At 63.8% G+C, this 17,962-nt stretch carries 13 protein-coding genes; 5 read left to right on the top strand and 8 right to left on the bottom strand.

The features are described from left to right. The first annotated feature begins 2 nt into the window (after nt 1-2). Nucleotides 3-626 carry a dTMP kinase gene (tmk, locus tag HOY44_RS15505; RefSeq protein WP_287435851.1) on the top strand — a complete coding sequence of 208 codons (624 nt, stop codon included), beginning with the start codon at nt 3-5 and terminating at the stop codon, nt 624-626. Nucleotides 627-628: 2 nt separating this feature from the next. On the opposite strand, the gene HOY44_RS15500 is transcribed toward tmk, so the two are convergent. Genes HOY44_RS15500 through HOY44_RS15490 form a run of 3 tightly spaced genes read right to left on the bottom strand, consistent with a single transcriptional unit; the run spans nt 629 to nt 11,095 of the window. Further along, nucleotides 629-2,401: a glycosyltransferase gene (locus HOY44_RS15500; RefSeq protein WP_287435849.1), complete on the bottom strand. Its 1,773-nt coding sequence runs from the start codon at nt 2,399-2,401 to the stop codon at nt 629-631. Between the two features lie 43 nt (nt 2,402-2,444). Next, entirely contained in the window at nt 2,445-3,806 is a 1,362-nt protein-coding gene (locus HOY44_RS15495) for an aminotransferase class I/II-fold pyridoxal phosphate-dependent enzyme (protein WP_287435847.1), read from the bottom strand. Continuing rightward, complete coding sequence (locus HOY44_RS15490) at nt 3,803-11,095, bottom strand: type I polyketide synthase (protein WP_287435845.1); 7,293 nt, start codon at nt 11,093-11,095, stop codon at nt 3,803-3,805. The genes HOY44_RS15495 and HOY44_RS15490 overlap by 4 nt, the downstream gene beginning before the upstream one ends. Nucleotides 11,096-11,342: 247 nt before the next feature. Here HOY44_RS15490 and HOY44_RS15485 point away from each other — a divergent pair, with 247 nt between their 5' ends. From HOY44_RS15485 to HOY44_RS15475, 3 genes are all read left to right on the top strand, one after another. Further along, complete coding sequence (locus tag HOY44_RS15485) at nt 11,343-12,110, top strand: ABC transporter permease (RefSeq protein ID WP_161600684.1); 768 nt, start codon at nt 11,343-11,345, stop codon at nt 12,108-12,110. Beyond that, nucleotides 12,083-12,760, top strand: coding sequence for an ABC transporter ATP-binding protein (locus HOY44_RS15480; protein WP_235889080.1), 678 nt, complete (start codon nt 12,083-12,085; stop codon nt 12,758-12,760). The genes HOY44_RS15485 and HOY44_RS15480 overlap by 28 nt, the downstream gene beginning before the upstream one ends. A gap of 76 nt (nt 12,761-12,836) precedes the next feature. Beyond that, nucleotides 12,837-14,105, top strand: a complete 1,269-nt coding sequence (locus tag HOY44_RS15475; protein ID WP_287435840.1) for a KpsE/RkpR family capsule polysaccharide export protein — start codon at nt 12,837-12,839, stop codon at nt 14,103-14,105. 15 nt (nt 14,106-14,120) lie between these two features. Here the strand turns inward: HOY44_RS15475 and HOY44_RS15470 are convergent, their stop codons facing one another. Together HOY44_RS15470 and purU are read right to left on the bottom strand one after the other, a co-directional pair. After that, the gene (locus tag HOY44_RS15470) at nt 14,121-15,059 is read right to left on the bottom strand and encodes an ornithine cyclodeaminase family protein (RefSeq protein WP_287435838.1); all 939 of its coding nucleotides are present in this window, start codon (nt 15,057-15,059) and stop codon (nt 14,121-14,123) included. A gap of 55 nt (nt 15,060-15,114) precedes the next feature. Beyond that, nucleotides 15,115-15,999, bottom strand: a complete 885-nt coding sequence (gene purU, locus HOY44_RS15465) for a formyltetrahydrofolate deformylase (RefSeq protein WP_287435836.1) — start codon at nt 15,997-15,999, stop codon at nt 15,115-15,117. Between the two features lie 250 nt (nt 16,000-16,249). Between purU and HOY44_RS15460 the strand changes: the two genes are divergently transcribed. Beyond that, nucleotides 16,250-16,792, top strand: a complete 543-nt coding sequence (locus tag HOY44_RS15460; protein ID WP_287435834.1) for a VOC family protein — start codon at nt 16,250-16,252, stop codon at nt 16,790-16,792. 6 nt (nt 16,793-16,798) lie between these two features. On the opposite strand, the gene HOY44_RS15455 is transcribed toward HOY44_RS15460, so the two are convergent. The 3 genes from HOY44_RS15455 to HOY44_RS15445 are packed head-to-tail and all read right to left on the bottom strand — an operon-like array spanning nt 16,799 to nt 17,961. Further along, the gene (locus HOY44_RS15455; RefSeq protein ID WP_008330170.1) at nt 16,799-17,194 is read right to left on the bottom strand and encodes a Na+/H+ antiporter subunit G; all 396 of its coding nucleotides are present in this window, start codon (nt 17,192-17,194) and stop codon (nt 16,799-16,801) included. A 9-nt stretch (nt 17,195-17,203) separates the two neighbouring features. Continuing rightward, nucleotides 17,204-17,473 carry a K+/H+ antiporter subunit F gene (locus HOY44_RS15450; protein ID WP_287435831.1) on the bottom strand — a complete coding sequence of 90 codons (270 nt, stop codon included), beginning with the start codon at nt 17,471-17,473 and terminating at the stop codon, nt 17,204-17,206. Beyond that, a complete protein-coding gene (locus HOY44_RS15445) occupies nt 17,470-17,961 on the bottom strand; it encodes a Na+/H+ antiporter subunit E (protein WP_008330174.1) in 492 nt (163 codons plus the stop codon). Before HOY44_RS15445 ends, HOY44_RS15450 begins: the two co-directional genes overlap by 4 nt. Nucleotide 17,962: the final 1 nt, after the last annotated feature.

Below are 17,962 nucleotides of genomic sequence, written 5' to 3'. Positions count from 1 at the left end.
CGATGACGGGCCATTTCATTACGTTCGAGGGGATCGACGGGTCCGGAAAGTCGACCCAGGCGCGGCTGTTGGCCGAAGCGTTGAAGGCCGAGGGCCGTGATGTCGTCGCCACGCGCGAACCCGGCGGCTCCCCGGGGGCCGAGGAAATCCGGCGTCTCGTGCTCGAAGGCGACCCGGACCGTTGGTCCGCCGAAACCGAGATCCTGCTGTTTACCGCCGCACGGCGCGACCATCTGGAACGGCTGATCGACCCGTCCCTCGCGGCGGGCAAGATCGTGATATGCGACCGGTTCGCGGATTCCACCCGCATGTATCAGGGCCTGCGCGGCCCGGGTCTGCGTAAGGTCGTCGATGACCTGCACAGGCTGATGATCGGGCGCGAGCCCGACCTCACATTCATCATCGACATGGACCCGACGACGGGACATGCCCGCGCCAAGGGCCGCAACGGAACCGAAGAACGGTTCGAGGATTTCGGGGCCGACCTACAGGTTCAGATGCGTGAGGGCTTCCTTGCACTCGCCAAGGCCGAACCGGGGCGCTGCGTGGTCATCAATGGCGACGGGACGCCCGAGGCCGTGGCCGCCCGCGTGGCCGACGTCGCCCGCGACCGCCTCCCCGCCTGATCTCAGAACCTGTCGCGCGGCAGGTCGAACAACGCCTGCCAGTGCTCGCGCGTCCGGTTCGCCTCCAACGCCCTTGCGAGGTCGTCGAAATGCGCCTGTGGCTTTAGCCCGTAGCGCAGGCTCACCCAGATCGTGCGGGTCATGACCGACCAGAGCCGCGCGGGCCGCGCCTTGTAGAGCACGTAAGCCTCGGCTTCGGGCGTCTTGGGCGCGATGTAATCCCGCGCGCCGACGTTGTTGGGCATCGGCACATAGGGGAAGCGGCGCGGCTTGCGGAACGGGCGCAGAAGCGGGTTCACGGTGCACAGCACGAAATCCCGCACCGACATCCAGACCATCGACGGAATCGAAGTATCGAGCGGTTCCAGCGTGCCTTCCTCGGTGTCTGGCAGCGCGTCGGGCGCAAGCTCAGGGTAAGGCGCAAGCTGGTTCAACTGGGCCATCAGCGCCATGTGGCGGCTTTCGCTGTCCGCGCCCAGCGCCGTGTCCAGCCCCGCCAGCACATCCTGAATGGCCAAGATGTTCATGTCCGCCGCGCGGTAGCGGTTCTGGAACATGAACACGACGACGAAGCCGAGCAAATAGTAAGACGCCGGGCGCCAGACAAGCTGCGGATAAAGGCTCGCCACGAACAGGCGGTTGCGCATGTCGTAGTAAGTCAGCCAGTCGCTCGTCTTGTGGTGGAAGCTTTCGTGCCAGACCGCGACACCGGGCAGGCAGATCGTCTCGACCCCGTTCGCGGCCATCCGGCAGCCGTATTCGATGTCGTCGCCACGAATGAAGATCGGGGTGGGCAGACCCAGCCGCTTGATGGTCGCGGTCGGGATCACGCAGAACCACCACGCGTTGTAGTCGATGCGCGGCGTGTCGTGGAACTGCGCCAGCCCTTCGGGCGTGGTCAGATCGGAGTTCTCCCCGATCGATTGAACGAACCGCTCCGGGTCGAGCTTCGCGCCCAGCTCACGTAGGATCGTCGGGTCGTCGAGGTCGATCATCTGCCCGCCGACCGCCAGCTCGCCCTCGACATAGGCGAGAAACCCGAGCGCCCGGTTGACCACGCGCGGGTCGAGGATGATGTCGTCGTCCATAAGCAAGTGGTGTGTCGCGGGCGTGGCGACCGAGGTCGCTTCGACCATCGTGCGGGTGAAGCCGCCGCAGCCGCCAAGGTTCGTCTGTTCGAGGATCGAAACGGTGTCCCGCTTGTCGATTTCGGCGATTGTCGGATTCGTGAAAGTCTTGCCCTGGTTTGCCACCCAGATATGCAGGATCGCCGGATTTTGTTCTTGCAATTGTGCAAGTGCCGCCAGCGTGACCGCGAATTGCTTTTCGCGGTTGAAGGTGCACAGACCCACCGAAAGCGTGGGCGCGTGCAGGGGCGGCACGTCCGTAACCCATCCCAGATCGGTCAGTCGGGTGTCCGCGTCGGCCTCCACCCGGAAACTCATCCGCCCGGTCTTGGGCAGATCGTCCAGCCAGACGACCCCCGACCCGTCGAGCGCGGTGTCGGCAAGCGTTGCGAATTGCGTGCCGTGGGCCGTGACGACGACCCGGATCGGTCCGGTCGCCGCAACCTCAAGCCCGACGCGCCCGATCTTGGTGTGACGGTGCCAGACATCCGGGAAGAAGGCGTTGAAATAGCTGTCGAAGTCGAAGGTATCGCCCGCCGCCATAACCCAGGGCATCGGGCCATCGACCGCCTCGCCCGTCGCGCGGTAAAGCACGGCGGGGCGGCCGAAATCGGGGCCGATCACGTTTTGCAGTCTGTAAGCGGTCATCCCCTGCCCCCGGTCTCGTTCGCGACCGCAGGGCCGCCTGTCCTCAGAACGTGTTGGATAGGGATTTCATCAGATCCTGCAAGGGCCCTTCCCGGAGCCGCGAGAGGATTTCAGCCGTCGTGGTCAGCGAGTGACGGATCTGGTCCTCGGTATGCTCCGAGGTGATGAAGAACCTGAGCCGCGCCTGATTCATCGGCACGCCCGGAAAGGCGATAGGAAGGGCATTGATCCCCTCCTCCAACAGCACCTTGGATGCGGCGGCGGCCAGCGGCGAAGACCCCACCATGATCGGCGTGATCGAAGACCCGACCGATGCACCCGTGTCCAGCCCAAGCGATTTGGCGACGTCGAGGAAGAACGACCCCCGCGCATGAAGCCGCGCCACCCGTTCAGGCTCGGCATGCATGATCTGGATCGCTTCGTTCGCGGCGGCGGCCAGCACAGGCGCGAGCGCGACCGAATAGACCGATCCCGGCGCCTCGTATTTCATCGCGTCGATCATCGCCGCGCTGCCGGCCAGATATCCGCCGGTCGACCCCAGCGACTTGGACAGGGTTCCCATCCAGATGTCGACCTCGTCGCCGGACAGCCCATAGTATTCGCGCATTCCGCCGCCGGTCTTGCCGATGCAGCCAAGGCCATGCGCCTCGTCGACCAGCAGCCAGAACCCGAAGCGTTTCTTCAGGTCGAGCACGCGCGGAAGGTCGGGGATATCCCCGTCCATCGAATAATGCCCCTCGACCAGCACGAGCGTATAGCGATACCGCCCAGCCGTTTCGGCGAGGATGGTTTCCAGCGCGTCCATGTCGTTATGCGGGAAACTGCGGCGGGTCGCGCCCGACAGCGTGGCCCCGACCGAGGCGGAGTTGTGAATGTAGCTGTCGTAAATGACGAGATCGTCCTTGCCGACGACCGTCGCCACGGCGGACACATTGGTCGCGTGACCCGACACGAAGGTCAGCGCATCCTCGACGCCGTAATGCGCCGCAAGCCTGCCTTCGAGTTCGCGGTGGATCGGGCGCTCGCCCGCCGTCAGACGGCTGGCCGAAGCCGAAACGCCATAAGTATCGATGGCTGCTTTCGCGACTTCCGCAGGCCGCGGATCGGCGTTGAGGCCGATGTAGTCATAAGATCCGAAGTTAATGACGTCGCGGCCCTCGATGCTCGAAATCGCGCCCGGATGCCCGTCATGCTGACGGAAGCTCGGGTCGCCCAGATCGTGCAGTTTGGATATCTGGCGCAGCGCCAGCCGCTCCTTGTAGCCCGCAAGCTGATCGAACGACGGGTTCGGCTTGTGGTCGATGATCGGGCCGCTCTTGTTCGACGGCTTTTTCTGTGCTGCGCGCGCGGCACTCAGCGCCCGCGCGCGCGCGTCACCCGACAGGGCATTCGAGCCAGAGGTCATTCCGCCGCCTCGCTCCGCGTGGAACCCATATGCTGCGTGGCGAGGGTCTTGACCGCCGATGCGGCTTCGTTCCCGCCCCCGTCCGCCGAAGCGCCGGATTGGATATGCGTCACGAAAATGCCCGCGATCTTGGTGATCGACAGATCGTCGCCCAGCGACGGCACCGGAAGATCGTCACCCAGCACCTTTTGCGCCGCCAGCGTCAGTTCCACGCCCATCAGGCTGTCCATACCGTATTCCGCCAGCGGACGGGTCGGCGACAGCGTGTTTTCCGGCACCCGCAGGATCGAAGCGATCTCGGTCTTGAGGTAAGCGGTCGCGCGTTTCACGGCCTTGTCGAACGGCAGCGCCTCGAGGTCGGCGCGCAGCGTGCCGAGGCTTTGCGACGATCCGCCCGCCTCGCCCATCCGGCGCAAGAGGCCGAAGGTGGGGCGGCGCAGGTTGCCGAGCGTTCCGATCGACGGGCCCCAGCCCATCGGCGTCACGGTCAGGACATTGCCCCGCACCTTCTGCGTCAGCGCGAATTCCTGTGCCCGAAGCGCCTGATCGGCCGAGAATTTCACGTTGCCCGACATCTGGAGCAGCATGTTGCGCTTGGCCGTATCGCGACGCAGGTAGCCCACATCGGTGATCGCGCCCCAGCCCATCGCGCGGGCATGGCGCCCGGTTGCGGCCCGCGCCTCGATCAGCGATTCCTGATAGGCGTTCGCGGCGACATAGGCTGCCTGACCGTGGTTGCCGATCAGGTTGGCAAGCGACGTGTAGGCCACGAAGACCTGAAGATCGTCGTCCCGCGTCGCCGCGTCGAGATTGGCGAGGCCCTTGGTCTTGACCGGCAGAACCTTGTCGAGCTGCGCCCGGTCGATGTCGCCCATCGCGCGGTCTTCCAGCACCATAGCCGTGTGGAACACCCCGTGGATCGGCGCGACTTTGCGCAGGTCGTCCAGAACCGCGTTCAGGCTGTCCAGATCGGTGATGTCGCAGGACACGACACGCAATTCATCGACGCTGCGCTCGATCTTTTCGACCAGCGCCTTGGTCTCGACGTCCATCTCGGTCCGACGCCCGAGAAGCGCGACGTGGGTCAGATCCCCGCTCGCCAGCCATTTGGCCGTTTCGAGCCCCATACCGCCAAGCCCACCGGCCAGAACGAACCAGCCACCCGGACGCGGGCGGAACAGCGGCTCCCAATCCGTCGCGACGTCGTTCGGGCGCACCACGACCTTGCCGATATGGCCCGACCGCTGCATGAACCGGAAGGCTTCGATCACGTCGCCGCCCGAGAATTCGGTGAACGGCAGCGGCGCATAGCGGCCTTCGCTGATCCCGGCCATGACACGGCGGAATTCACGGCTCGCGATATCCGGACGGTCGGCCAGCAGGCTGTCCACATCGATCCCATGGTAAGCCACGTTGTTCTTCAGCGGACGCAGGCCAATGCCGGTATTCGTATAGTAATCCTGCTTCCCAAGCTCCAGGAACCGGCCATAGGGTCGCAAAAGTGCAAGGCTCTGCTCCATCGCCTGACCCGCGAGCGAGTTCAGAACGACGTCGACCCCCTGCCCGCCCGTGATCTCGCGCACGGCGGCGGCAAAGCCGGACTCACGCGACGAGACGACGTGCTCGACACCCATCGAGCGCAGAAGCTGCTGCTTCACCGGGCTGCCGGCGGTCGCGATGACGGTCGCACCGATGTCTTTGGCGATGGCGATGGCCGCAAGGCCCACACCGCCGGCCCCGCCATGGATCAGGACGGTTTCGTCCGGCTGTAGATTGCCGAGCGTCACCATCGCGTAATAGGCGGTGAAATAGGCGACCGGAAGGGTGGCGGCCTGCGTGAACGACACGCCCTCGGGCAGTTTCGAAAGCCACTTGGACTGGCTGACGATATGCGATGCGAAACAGGACGGGCCGAAGGCGACGACGGGGTCGCCGACCTTGAATTCGGTCACACCCGGCCCGACCCGCGACACGCGCCCGGCGCATTCCAGACCGAGCGTCGGCCCGGCAAACCCGGTTTCCAGCGCCTCTTCGGGCAGAAGGCCCATCGACCACATCACGTCGCGATAGTTCAGGCCGGTGGCCGCGATCTCGACCTCGACCTCGTCGTCGGCCAGATCCATGCGCTCGAAACTTTCCCAAGACAGGGCGTCCAGACGGCCCGTCACGGACTTGCGCAGACGCGTGCTGAGTTTTCCGTCGCCGGACAATTGCGTCACGGCACCATCCGCGAGCGGCAGGCCGGTTTCGACGCGCAGCCCCAGAACGCCGGTTTCGGCGAGCACGATCTCGCTTTCACGCGGCGCGTGGGCTTCGATCCGCGACAGCAGCGCGGCCAGCGACGCCGGGACCGAGATATCGCTGCCGGACGCGTCGATCGCATGGATCGCGACGCCGGGGTTTTCGTTCGCAGCTGTCCGCAACATCGCCCAGATGGCGTGCTGAACCGGGTCCGACACCGGGCCCCCCGCATATTGCGCGCCTTTCGGCAGCACGGCGAGCACGCCACGATTTTCGGCGACCGCTTCGGCCACGATATCGCGTGCGAACAGGACACGGTCCGCCAGTTCGCCCTCGTCCGCGCCCGTGGCCCCGAACAGAACGAGCGGAGCGGCGGCGGCTTCGGGTTCGAGAACCGTCATCACACCGTCCCGTTTGGTGACGGGGCCGTGCAGATGCGTGATTGCCTTCGTCCACAGGTCCAGATCGCTCTTGGCGACCTCGTCGGGGGCGACATGCGCCGCTTCCGTCGCTGCGGAGGCCAGCTTGGCCATGACCAGCGTGCCGCCAGCGGCGCCATCCGGAAGATCCTGTTGCAGAACGGTTTCGAGGCCAAGCTCGGTCAATTGCGCCACGAGCCGGTCCACGTCGCCGCGCCGGACAAGGTTCGATTTCGACGGCATGACGGCACGGCGGAACGCCGACATCGCCGGAACCACCACCATGACGACGCCGGTCGGCGCAAGCACGCCTTTCAGACGTTCGTCCATCCCGTCTTCGAAAAGCTGGAGCGGATCGTCCACCAGCACGACATCGAGTTCTGCGGTTTCACCCCATTTGACGGCCCGCATCTGGACCGACACCATGCCCTCTTCGCCATCGGCGGACATGATCTGAACCCGTTCGAGACCGGGATGATCGCCCTTGATCGAATGCTGGAGCAGGTCGAAACCGGACATCGCGCCGATCTGTATCGACTCGGTGCGCGGCACCCGTGCCACGATACTGTCGAGTGCGGCGGCGATCAGGCGATCGCGGCGCGCGACATGCGGCCCGGCGTCGAGCGCCTGCACGGCTTCACGGCCGAACAGCACTTCGGGTTCCGGGGCGGGCTTGTCGTTCGCGATCTGCGACAGGACGTCGTCCAAGGCCGCAGGCAGACGCAGGATCAGCGCGATCAGACCGATAAGGTCGGGGCGTTCTTCGAGCAGCGCCTGACCGATCAGGTCGGCATCCGGCAGGTCGCAGTCCTCGGCGATATGCCACTCGCCATGCGTCGCGCCCTGCCATGCAAGGTCGAGACGGGCGAGAACGTCGATCAGGCTGCCTTCGACGCCTTCCTCGGGGCGGCGCATCTTGTAAAGACCGTCCTTGCCCACGACTTTGCGGAACGCACTCCACACGGCCTGTTGCGCCGCGGCATCCAGCAGAAGAAGGGCGTCGTCGTCCGCCTCCTCGGGCGTGAGCGCCGTGTTCAGGGCCGTTTCGACGATGTCGGTCGCGATGACACCCGGCTCCGACAGGATCGGGCGCGCTTCGACATGGAACGCCTGCCGCGCGAAATTGATCTGCGGGATGATCTGCGTCGCGCGCAGGCGCAGGCCTTCGACCTCGACGACGACCTCACCTGCCGGACCGAAGCCGACCACGTCGGCATGGATCGACTGATCGCCCCAACGGCGCAGGTGGATGCGCCCCGACACGAGTTCGACGCCCGGCGCATGAACCTGAATGCGTCCCATGCGCACCGGCAGAAGCGCCTGACGGGCATCCGCGAAGTCGGTGTTCGCCGAGATTGCGATGAGGCCATGCAGAAGACAATCGAGCTGGGCCGGATCGAAACCGTGGATGGCCGGGTCCGACGCGATGGTCAGCCCCTCGCGCAGGATCACGTCGATGTCGTCGCCATTCCGGCGGGCATGCTTCAAGCCTTTGAAATTCGGTCCGTAATAAAGCCCGATGCGTTCGGCATCCTCATAGACCCAGTTCGAGATATCCTCGTTCGGCGCAATCTCGCCCGGCGCGTCCAGCGCGGGTGCGACCGGGGGCTTGCTGTGCATGACGAAGCGCGCGCGCATGTTCTCGCGGAACGCGTCTTTCGACAGCCGGGCGCGCGACATGATGCGGATCGTGCCGGCGTTGGCATCGGCCTCGGTCTGGATTTCGACTCCGGTTGAGGTCGACAGAACGATCGGCGCGAACAGGTCCATGTCGTAGATTTCGACGGTTTGACCCTTGGCCTCGACGCTGGCGGCGGCATAGGCCATTTCGGCAAAGGCGGTGCCCGGCAGAAGCACGCTGTCGCCCACCTTGTGATCGGCCAGTGCGGGGAACAGGTTGTCGTCCAGATCGCGGCGCCAGACACCGGATTCACCGGCGAGCGGCGCACCCAGAAGAGGGTGATGTTCGCCATCGGTGCCAAGAAGCTTGCTCAGTTCCTGACTGTTGGTGGCGCGCAGCTCCTCGTTCTGGAAGGCATAGCGCGGCAGGCTGACCAGCGGCCCGGTCGTCGCCGCGAACGTCGCGTTCTGTTCCGTGCGAATGCCAGCAAGAACGGCGCGCAAGGCGGCGCGGGCCACGGGGTTCGCCGTTTCCGGGTCGTTCTTGGCCAGCGTATGCACGACAGCGCAGTGGCGTGCGTCGTCGTCGAGCGAGTCGGTGATGTAGTTCGGCAGAACCGGCTGTGCGCCCACTTCGAGGAAGGCCGAGTATCCGGCATCGCGCGCGGCTTCCACCGCCGCCTTGAACTGCACCGGCTGGCGGACGTTGGCCCACCAGTAGTCGGTGGTCAGGTCGGTGCCATCCACCAGCGCGCCGGTCGTGGTCGAGAACATCGGCACGCGGCTTTCCGACGGCACGATATCGGACAGGCCTTCCTTAAGCTCGGCTTCCGAGGACTGAAGGATGGCGCTGTGGAACGGGTAGTTGATGTCGAGCATCACGCAGGCTTGGCGATGCGTGCGCTTGGCCCATTTGGCGAACGCCTTGAGCGGTTCGGTGGGGCCTGCGAGCGTGACGCTGCGCGGCGAGTTGATCGCCGCGAGCTCGATATCGGCATCGCCGAATTCGTCGAGCAGCGCACGGGTCTGTTCGGCGCTGGTTTGCAGCGCCGCCATCGTGCCGGTGCCAGCGAACTGCAACTGCGTGCGACTGCGGCTCACCGCCAGATGCGCGGCCTGTTCGAGCGACAGAGCGCCCGCGGCCCAGGCAGCAGCGACTTCGCCGCCGGAATGACCGATGACCGCCGCCGGAACGATGCCGCGCTTGGCGAGTGCGACGGTCTGGGCGATCTGGTCGGCGATGACGAGGCCCTGAATGACGCGGCAGTCGCCCCATTCCTGCGACAGCGTCTCGGAGTTCATCTTGTCGATGACAGACCAGCCCATCATCTCGGTGAAGAGCGCGTCGAATTCCTCATAAGCTGCGCGGTAGTCCGCATCCTTGCGGAACGGCAGGCGGCCCATGCCGAGGTATTGCGAGCCATTGCCGGAATAGACCAAGACCGGCGCTTCGTCCCGCTGGCGGCCTTCGTAGGCGACGAACCGCGGGTCTTTCTGTCCCGCCGCATAGGCGCGAAGCGCCTCGGCGGCTTGCGCGCCGTCCTCGGCCAGAACGCCAAGGCGTTTGGGATGCAGGCCGCGCTGGTGCCACGCCTGTTCGGGAAGCGCGCCGGGGTTCAGCGCCGCAGGCGCCTCCATCCGGTCGGCATAGGCGGTCGCGAGATCCTTGAGCGCCCCGTCGCTGAAGGCCGACGTGACGAAGATGCGGTCCGGGCTGGTGGGGGCCGCCGGGGCCGTGGCTTTGGGCGGAGTCACGCCTTCGAGGATCACGTGACCGTTCACGCCCCCGAAACCGAAGGAGCTGACGCCGCAGAACAGCGGACCGTCGCCAAGATCGACACTGTCGCGCGCGAGCACGAGTTTCTGTTCGTCGAAGTCGATATGCGGGTTCAGGTTCTCGGCGTGGAGCGAGCGCGGCAGGCGCCGATCCTCCATCGCGATGAGCGCCTTGAGCATCCCGACCATGCCGGACGCGGGTTCGAGGTGGCCGACGTTGGATTTGGCCGACCCGATGGGCAGCGGCGATTTGCGGTGCTTGGACACGGCGCGGCCGAGGGCGTGGGCCTCGATCGGGTCACCGACGAGCGTTCCGGTGCCGTGCGCCTCGACGAAGGACAGATCGTCGGGCGTGATCGTCTGACGGTCGTAAAGCCGGGCCAGCAGTTCGTACTGCCCCTCTTCCGCCGGAAGCGCCACGTTCATGGTATAGCCGTCGGCATTCGTCTCGGAATCCACGACGCGCGCCTTGGCGGTCACCGGAACGTCCGACGAATTCTGTAGCACCATGGCAACACAACCCTCGGCCCGAACATAGCCATCGGCCTTGTCCGAGAAAGATTGGCACAGCCCGGTGGGCGACAACATGCGTGCAGCCGAGAAGCCCGCGAAGCTCGACGGAGACAGCAGAAGGTTCACACCGGCGACGATCGCGGTGTCGATATCGCCCCGTGAAAGCGCCTGCCGCGCCTGATCCATCGCGACCAGCGACGAGGAACAGGCGGTATCCACCACGAAGGACGGGCCGCGCAGATCGAAGCCATGCGAAATCCGGTTGGCGACCAGCGACAGGGTGTTGCCCGTCATCAGGTAGCTGTCGACCAGCGACGGGTCGCGCCCGAGGACCGAGCCGTGATCCATGCTGGAGGCGCCGACATAGACGCCCACGCGCTTGCCAGCGAGCTTGGAGGCATCGAGGCGCGCGTCCTCCATCGCTTCCCAAACCACCTGCAAAAGAAGGCGTTGCTGCGGGTCCATCTGAACCGCTTCGCGCGGCGAAAATTTGAAAACGGAAAGGTCAAATCCCCAGATGTCGTCAAGGACACCTGCGCGGAACGTGTAGGACTTGCCCGCCACGCCCTGCTTGGGGTTCATGAAAAGACTGTGCGCAAAGCGGTCCTGCGGCACTTCGCTGACAGCGCACCGACCCTCCTGCAAGAGGGTCCGAAAGGCTGCGACGTTCGGGCTTCCCGGCAGTCGACAGGCCTGTCCAATTATGTAAGTGGCATCCATCGGCCGAATTCCCAGGCCCCTATCTTAGTCCGATTCGTGTTCGGATTCGTCTGCTACGATTTTGAACGGCATCTGTTATCGTGCCTTAATGGAGATATCTACCCAATCTTCCAAGTCCAACATCGTGTTTTGACGAACTCTTTCCGGCTGTCTATCAAACTCACCGTGTTTCGCCCAGCTATGTCAACCGCATATGGTGCACGGGCGCATCACTCGGCGGCAAACCCGCCATGTCATTGGGAAGAGCATGAAAACACTAACGACCCATATCCGAGTGATCCTGGCACTCGTATTACGCGAGTCCCGCGTGCGCCACGGCCGGTCCAAGGCGGGCTACACATGGGCCATCGTCGAGCCGGTGCTCCAGATCACGATCCTGACGATCCTGTTTCGCGAGTTCAGGGGCGGAAGCGACGGAAGCGGGGCCGAGTTTGCGCTGTTCTTCGCCACCGGCGTCCTGTCCTTCAATATGTTCAGGAACACCGCCGCCTATATCATGAACGCGTTCGAGGCGAACCGGGCGCTGTTCAACTACCCGATGGTCAAACCGATCGACGCCGTTCTGGCCCGGCTCGTTCTGGACCTCGCGACCAACATTCTGGTCATGGCGATCGTGCTGGGCTTCCAGATCACCTTCATGGACGTGCCGCCGCCCGAGCATGTGCCGCTCATGGCCCTGCCCCTCGCGCTGCTCGCGCTCATGGCGCTTGGCGCGGGACTTTCGCTGGCCGTCATCAAGCGGTTCCTGCCGTCAGCGCAGAACCTGTATCACATCATCATGGGCCCGGCGTTCTTCGTCTCGTGCATCTTCTTTTCGCTGTCGAGCATCCCCACGCAATACCGGATGATTCTGTGGTGGAATCCGCTGGTTCACGGTGTTGAGGGGTTTCGTGTCGGGTACTTTGCGGACTATTCAGCGCCAGACATCAACCTGCTCTATCTCTTCACCTGGGTGTGTTGTCTCAACTTTTTCGGGTTCGTGGGCGAATGGCTGACAAGATTCAAGACAACATGATCGAGCTTCAGAACGTCTCGAAGTCCTACACGATCAAGGGGGGACGTCGGAACATTCTGAACGGTGTCTCGATGGCGCTGCCGTGGGACAATATCGCGATCCTCGGGCGCAACGGGGCCGGCAAGTCGACCTTCCTGCGCATGATCGCCGGGATCGAAGAGCCGGACGGGGGCGACATCCGGCGCAACAAGACGATCTCGTGGCCGCTCGGCTTTCGTGGGAGCTTCCACCGCGAGCTTTCGGGGGTCGAGAACGTGCGCTTCGTCGCGCGGATCTACGGTCAGGACACCGAGGAGATGGTCGAGAAGGTCAGGGATTTCGCCGAACTCGGTCAGTTCTACCACGAGCCGGTGAAGACCTATTCCTCCGGCATGGGCGCGCGTTTGGCCTTCGGTGTGTCGATGGCCGTCAATTTCGAGGTCTACCTCGTGGACGAGATCATGGCGGTCGGCGACGCCCGGTTCAAAGCCAAGTCGAAGAAGGCTTTTCAGGACCGCCTCCCCTACTCTCGCCTCGTCATGGTGTCCCATTCGATGAACAACCTGCGCGAGTATTGCCAGACCGGCCTCGTTCTCGACAGTGGCAAGATGACGTATTACGAGGACATCGAAGACGCGATCAAAAGGTATGAGCAGCTCAACGAAGCGTGAGACGCCATATCTCGTGAGGCTTGCGAGGCCACGGGATTATGCCTAGATAGAAAAGGTTTACACATGGACAATGCCAATGTCGCCTGACGCGCAGACCCAAAAGCGCAACGAAGACACCAAGCCTGCGCCGGACAAAAAGCCCGCGCCGCAGAAAGTGCATGTCCTGAACGCGAACGAGGCCCAGAAGCGGTCGATGCGGGCGCAGGCCCGCCGCCGGTGGCTGACGCGCCTCAGCTTTCTGTTCCTCGTCGTCATCCCGACGGCGCTGACGGCCCTCTACTTCTTCCACTTCGCGGCGGACCGCTATGCCGTCGAAGCCAAGTTCGCGGTGCGCTCGCCGTCCAGCACGGTGCCTTCGGGCGACCTTCTGAGCATGATGACGACGATGACCAGCGCCGGGTCCACGATGAGCGACAGCTACATGCTGGTCGATTTCATCGAGAGTCGCGATCTGGTCGACCAGTTGGAAGACAAGGTCGATCTGGTCGAGATCTACCACACCGAACAGGCGGACTTCCTTACCAAGCTCAAGGCCGATCCGACCGCCGAAGAACTGCGCAAGTATCTGAATCGGTGGGTGGATATCTATTTCGACACCGCCTCGCAGATCCTGACGCTTCGGGTGCAGACCTTCGATCCGGAAAGCGCGCAGGCGCTGTCGGCGGCGATCCTCGAGGTCGCTTCGGACCTCGTGAACGAAGTGTCCGAACAGGCCCGGTTCGACTCCATGGCCAGCGCCGAACGCGAAGTCGCCCGGATCGAACAGCAGCTCGACGAACATCGTCAGGCGATGGTCGCCTTCCGCGACGAACGGCAGGATGTCGACCCCGAAGCCTCGGCCGGGGCGCAGATCGAACTCCTGACACAGCTTGAGGGCCAGCTTTCCTCGTCCCGCGCCCGGCTGAACTCGCTCCTCACCTATCTGAGCGAAGATGCGCCGACCGTCCGGGTTCTGAAAACCGAGATCGAGTCGATGGAGCGGCAACTGGAAGAACAGCGCCAGCGGCTTGGCACCGGCAACGCCAACACCTCACAAGGTGGCGATCTTGCAGAAGGCAACGCCGAGTTGAGCATGTCCGAACGGCTCGGGATCTACGAAGGTCTGGCCGTCGATATGGAATTCCTGCGGCAGGCCTATGTGACCGCACTCGCCGCCCGCGAGGGTGCGCGGCTCGAAGCCGACAAGCAGCAGCGGTATCTCGCTTCTTTCGTGAAACCGTCGCTGCCCGAGCAGTCGCTCTATCCCAAACGGCTTCAGACGACGCTGGTCTTCTTCTGCTTCGCCGTGATGATCTGGGGCATCTCGCTGATGATTATCTACGTGGTGCGCGAACACGCGAACTGACCTGCCTCGCGCGGTCTATCCGCCGGAAACGACAGCGGAAATCGCGCTTGCCGTCATCAGGTCGAGGTGTGCGCCGCCTCCGTTCTTGTAGACCGTGATCTCGTCCTCAGAAGCCCGGCCCGAAGCGCCGCCCGAGATCAGGTCGTAAAGGTCCGCCCGCAGATCGTCTTCGGTGATGATCCCGGCCTCCAAGGGAATCTTGTACTCGCCGATATGGTGCAGCGTCGTGGCGCGGGCATCGGCGAACAGCGTGCCGCGTGTCAGCACCACATCGTCGGCTTCGCGCATGTCCGCCTTGAAGGCACCGATCAGATCGACATGCGTGCCCGGGACAAGCCATTCACCGCAGATCACCGGCGACCGCGCCATCGTGGCCGACGACACGATATCGGCCTGCGCAACGGCCTGCGCCAGATCGTCTGCCGCCTGAACGGTGGGACCGAGATGCGCAAGCTCTGCGGCAAACGCCTCGCCCTGTTCCCTGCGCCGGGCCCAGATCGTGATGGTTTCGAGAGCCGGGAAAATCGCGGCATAGGCCTCGGCGAGGTTCGCCGCCACGGTGCCCGCGCCGACGATGACGAGGTGTCGGCTGTCGGGCCGCGCAAGCAACCGCGCCCCAAGCGCGGAATCGGCCGCCGTCTTCCATTTCGTCACCAACGCGCTGTCGATGATCGCGGTCGGCGTGCCGGTATCGGGGTCGAACACCAGCATCGCACCCTGCACGGTGGGCAATCCCCGCGCCGCGTTCCCATCGGTCACGGTGAAGGTTTTGACGCCGTAGCCCAGCCCCTCGATATAGGCGCCGCGGCTCATCAGCGTGCCCGTAGGCGGCCCAAGAAACAGGTCGCCCACGTCGGCGCGCGGCAGCGTGTGCCCATGTGCCAGCGCGTCGACCACGGCGGGCCATGTGAGGAGGTCGTCAGCGGTTTCGGCGGTGATGAAAGGCAACGTCATGCCCCTGCATCGCCCGCCGTCCCTGCCCCGTCAAGCGCGAGGGCCGGTCCCCGTGTCAGCCCATCCGCTCGGATTTGTAGCTGTCGGGGCTGGCCGGGAAGACCACCGTCTTGTCGTCGTTCAGGAACGAGCGGCGGTTGATATGCGCATGAACCGCGCGGGCCAGAACCTGACTTTCCACGTCGCGCCCGAGCGACACGTAATCGCCGGGGCTTTGCGCATGGGTCACGCGAACGGTGTCCTGCTCGATGATCGGGCCTTCGTCGAGGTCGGCTGTCACGTAGTGGGCGGTGGCCCCGATCAGCTTCACGCCCCGCTGGAACGCCTGCTTATAGGGGTTGGCCCCCTTGAACGACGGCAGGAACGAGTGGTGGATGTTGATGATCCGCCCCGACATTTCCTTGCACAGACGGTCCGACAGGATCTGCATGTAGCGCGCCAGCACGACGAGGTCGGCACCGGACTCGGTCACCACGTCCATCAGCCGGGCTTCGGCTTCGGGCTTGTTCTCCTTCGTCACCTTGATGTGGTGAAACGGCAGATCGTGGTTCACCACGAGTTTCTGATAGGTCATGTGGTTCGACACCACGCCCACGATGTCGACCGGCAGCGCGCCGATGCGCCAGCGGTAGAGCAGATCGTTCAGGCAATGGCCGAAGTTCGACACCATGATGATGACTTTCATCCGCTCGGAGGTGTCGTGCATCCCCCACTCCATGCCGAATTCCTCGGCGATCGGGGCGAAGCCTTCTTTCAGGTCTTCCAGCTCGGTCCCCGTTTCGGGGGCGCAGGTGATGCGGGCGAAGAAGCGGCCCGTTTCGGCATCGTCGAACTGCGCGGAATCCGTGATGTTGCAGCCTTTTTCAAAGAGATAACCCGAAATCGCCGCGACGAGCCCGCGGCGGGAGGCACAACGAACGGTCAGGACAAAGGCGGTCATTTTGGTCTCTCTTCTGTTTTTCGCGTCTCGCCGTAGAGACAATTCCCGTTACCGCAGGTCAACGCCCTTCCACGTGCGAAAAGGGACATTCTGCGCACCGGAGCGACACGGGAGAATGCAAAGATGCGCGGATCGGGAATTCCGTTCCGATAGGCGCACGGCGTTTCCTCTCCCCTACCCCTTCACGTTTGCGGATTGACAATCGTTGCATTTGCAACGATAAGCGTGGAACACGGACGGAGGACACGCCATGAAGATCGAGAAAATCCATCACGTCGCCTATCGCTGCCGCGATGCGAAAGAGACTGTCGAGTGGTATGGCAAGATGCTGAACATGGATTTCATCCTCGCCATCGCCGAGGATCACGTGCCCTCGACCCATGAACCGGACCCCTATATGCATGTCTTCCTCGATGCGGGCGACGGCAACGTGCTGGCGTTCTTCGAACTGCCGACGAAACCCGACATGGGCCGCGACCCGAACACGCCGGAATGGGTTCAGCACATCGCGTTCAAACTGGCCGACCGCCCGGCCCTGATCGACGCCAAGACGCATCTGGAGGCCAATGGGGTCGAGGTGCTCGGGGTCACCGATCACTCGATCTTCCACTCGATCTATTTCTTCGACCCGAACGGTCACCGCATCGAACTCGCCTGCCCCGACCCGGCGGAAGATGAGATGCTCGCCCGTCTGAACGACGTGAAATGGGAAATGCTCGAAGAATGGTCGCGCACCAAGAAAGCGCCGCGTCACGCCGACTGGATGCACGCCAAGGAACTCAGCGAGGTCTGAGGGCGCTCAGGCCCCCTCCTGCCCCTCATCGTCGATCACGACCGGCTGCGGCGGGTCTTCGAAGATCGCCCAGCCATAGGCGCGCTCGGTTTCGGGAATGTCCTCGGGCTTCATGTTCATCGCCATATAGGTCTTGGCGATGAAATTCGCGGTGATCGGTGCCGTCAGGAACAGGAAGATGGTGATGAGCAACTCGTGAAAGCTGAGTTGCCCCTTGATGAGACCGAAATACAGCATCGACGCGATCAGCACGCTGCCCACCCCCAGCGTCGTCGCCTTGGTCGGAGCATGAAGCCGCTGCATCGTGTCGCGCAGTTTGACCAGGCCGAACGACCCGGCGAGGCCGAAGATGCCAGCGAGGACCAGAAAGACCGTGATCAGGATTTCGTAGAACATCTCCATCTCAGCCCCTCACTCGATGATGTCGCCGCGCAGCAGGAAGCGGCAATAGGCGACCGTCGACACGAACCCGACCATCGCGACCAGCATCGACGCCTCATAGTAGGTCGCAGTGCCGCCCTGAATGCCGTAGAGCACGATCAGGGCGATCACGTTGATGACCATGGTGTCGAGCGCGAGGATGCGATCGGCGGCCTGCGGGCCGACGGCGATGCGGTAGAGGTTGAACAACAGGCCGACCCCGAAGCAGCCCATCGCGAAATACAGCGCCATTTCGATCATGGGAAAATCTCCTTCAATCGCCGCTCATAGCGGTGCTTGATGTCGTGGCGCACCGCGTCCGGGTCGTTCGTGTGCAGGCAATGGACCAGAATGTTGCCGCCATCCGCCGACAGCATGGCCGAAACGGTGCCGGGGGTCATGGTGATCGTCCCGGCCAGCACTGTGATCGCCTCGGCCGAAGTCAGTTCGAGCGGCACGTTGACCCAGTGGCTTTCGATCTTCTTGTTCGGCTTGAACAGGATGATGAGCGCGACCTCGACATTCGCGACGATGATGTCCCAAAGCACGACCAGCACGTATTCCAGAACCTTGAACGGCTTTTGCACCTTGGGCCGGTCCGGCCAATAGGGCGCGGTGAACACCGGCACGGCGAGGCCGAGGAACGCGCCCAGCACGATGTTGCCGACCGTGACCTTGTTCACGAGCAGGATCCAGACGATCAGAAGCAGGATACTGACAATCGGGTGGGGGATCAGGCGTCTCAGCATG

The organism is Maritimibacter sp., assembly GCF_016774595.1.
GTDB lineage: Bacteria > Pseudomonadota > Alphaproteobacteria > Rhodobacterales > Rhodobacteraceae > Maritimibacter > Maritimibacter alkaliphilus.
This window is presented reverse-complemented; position numbering and strand designations above follow the sequence as displayed.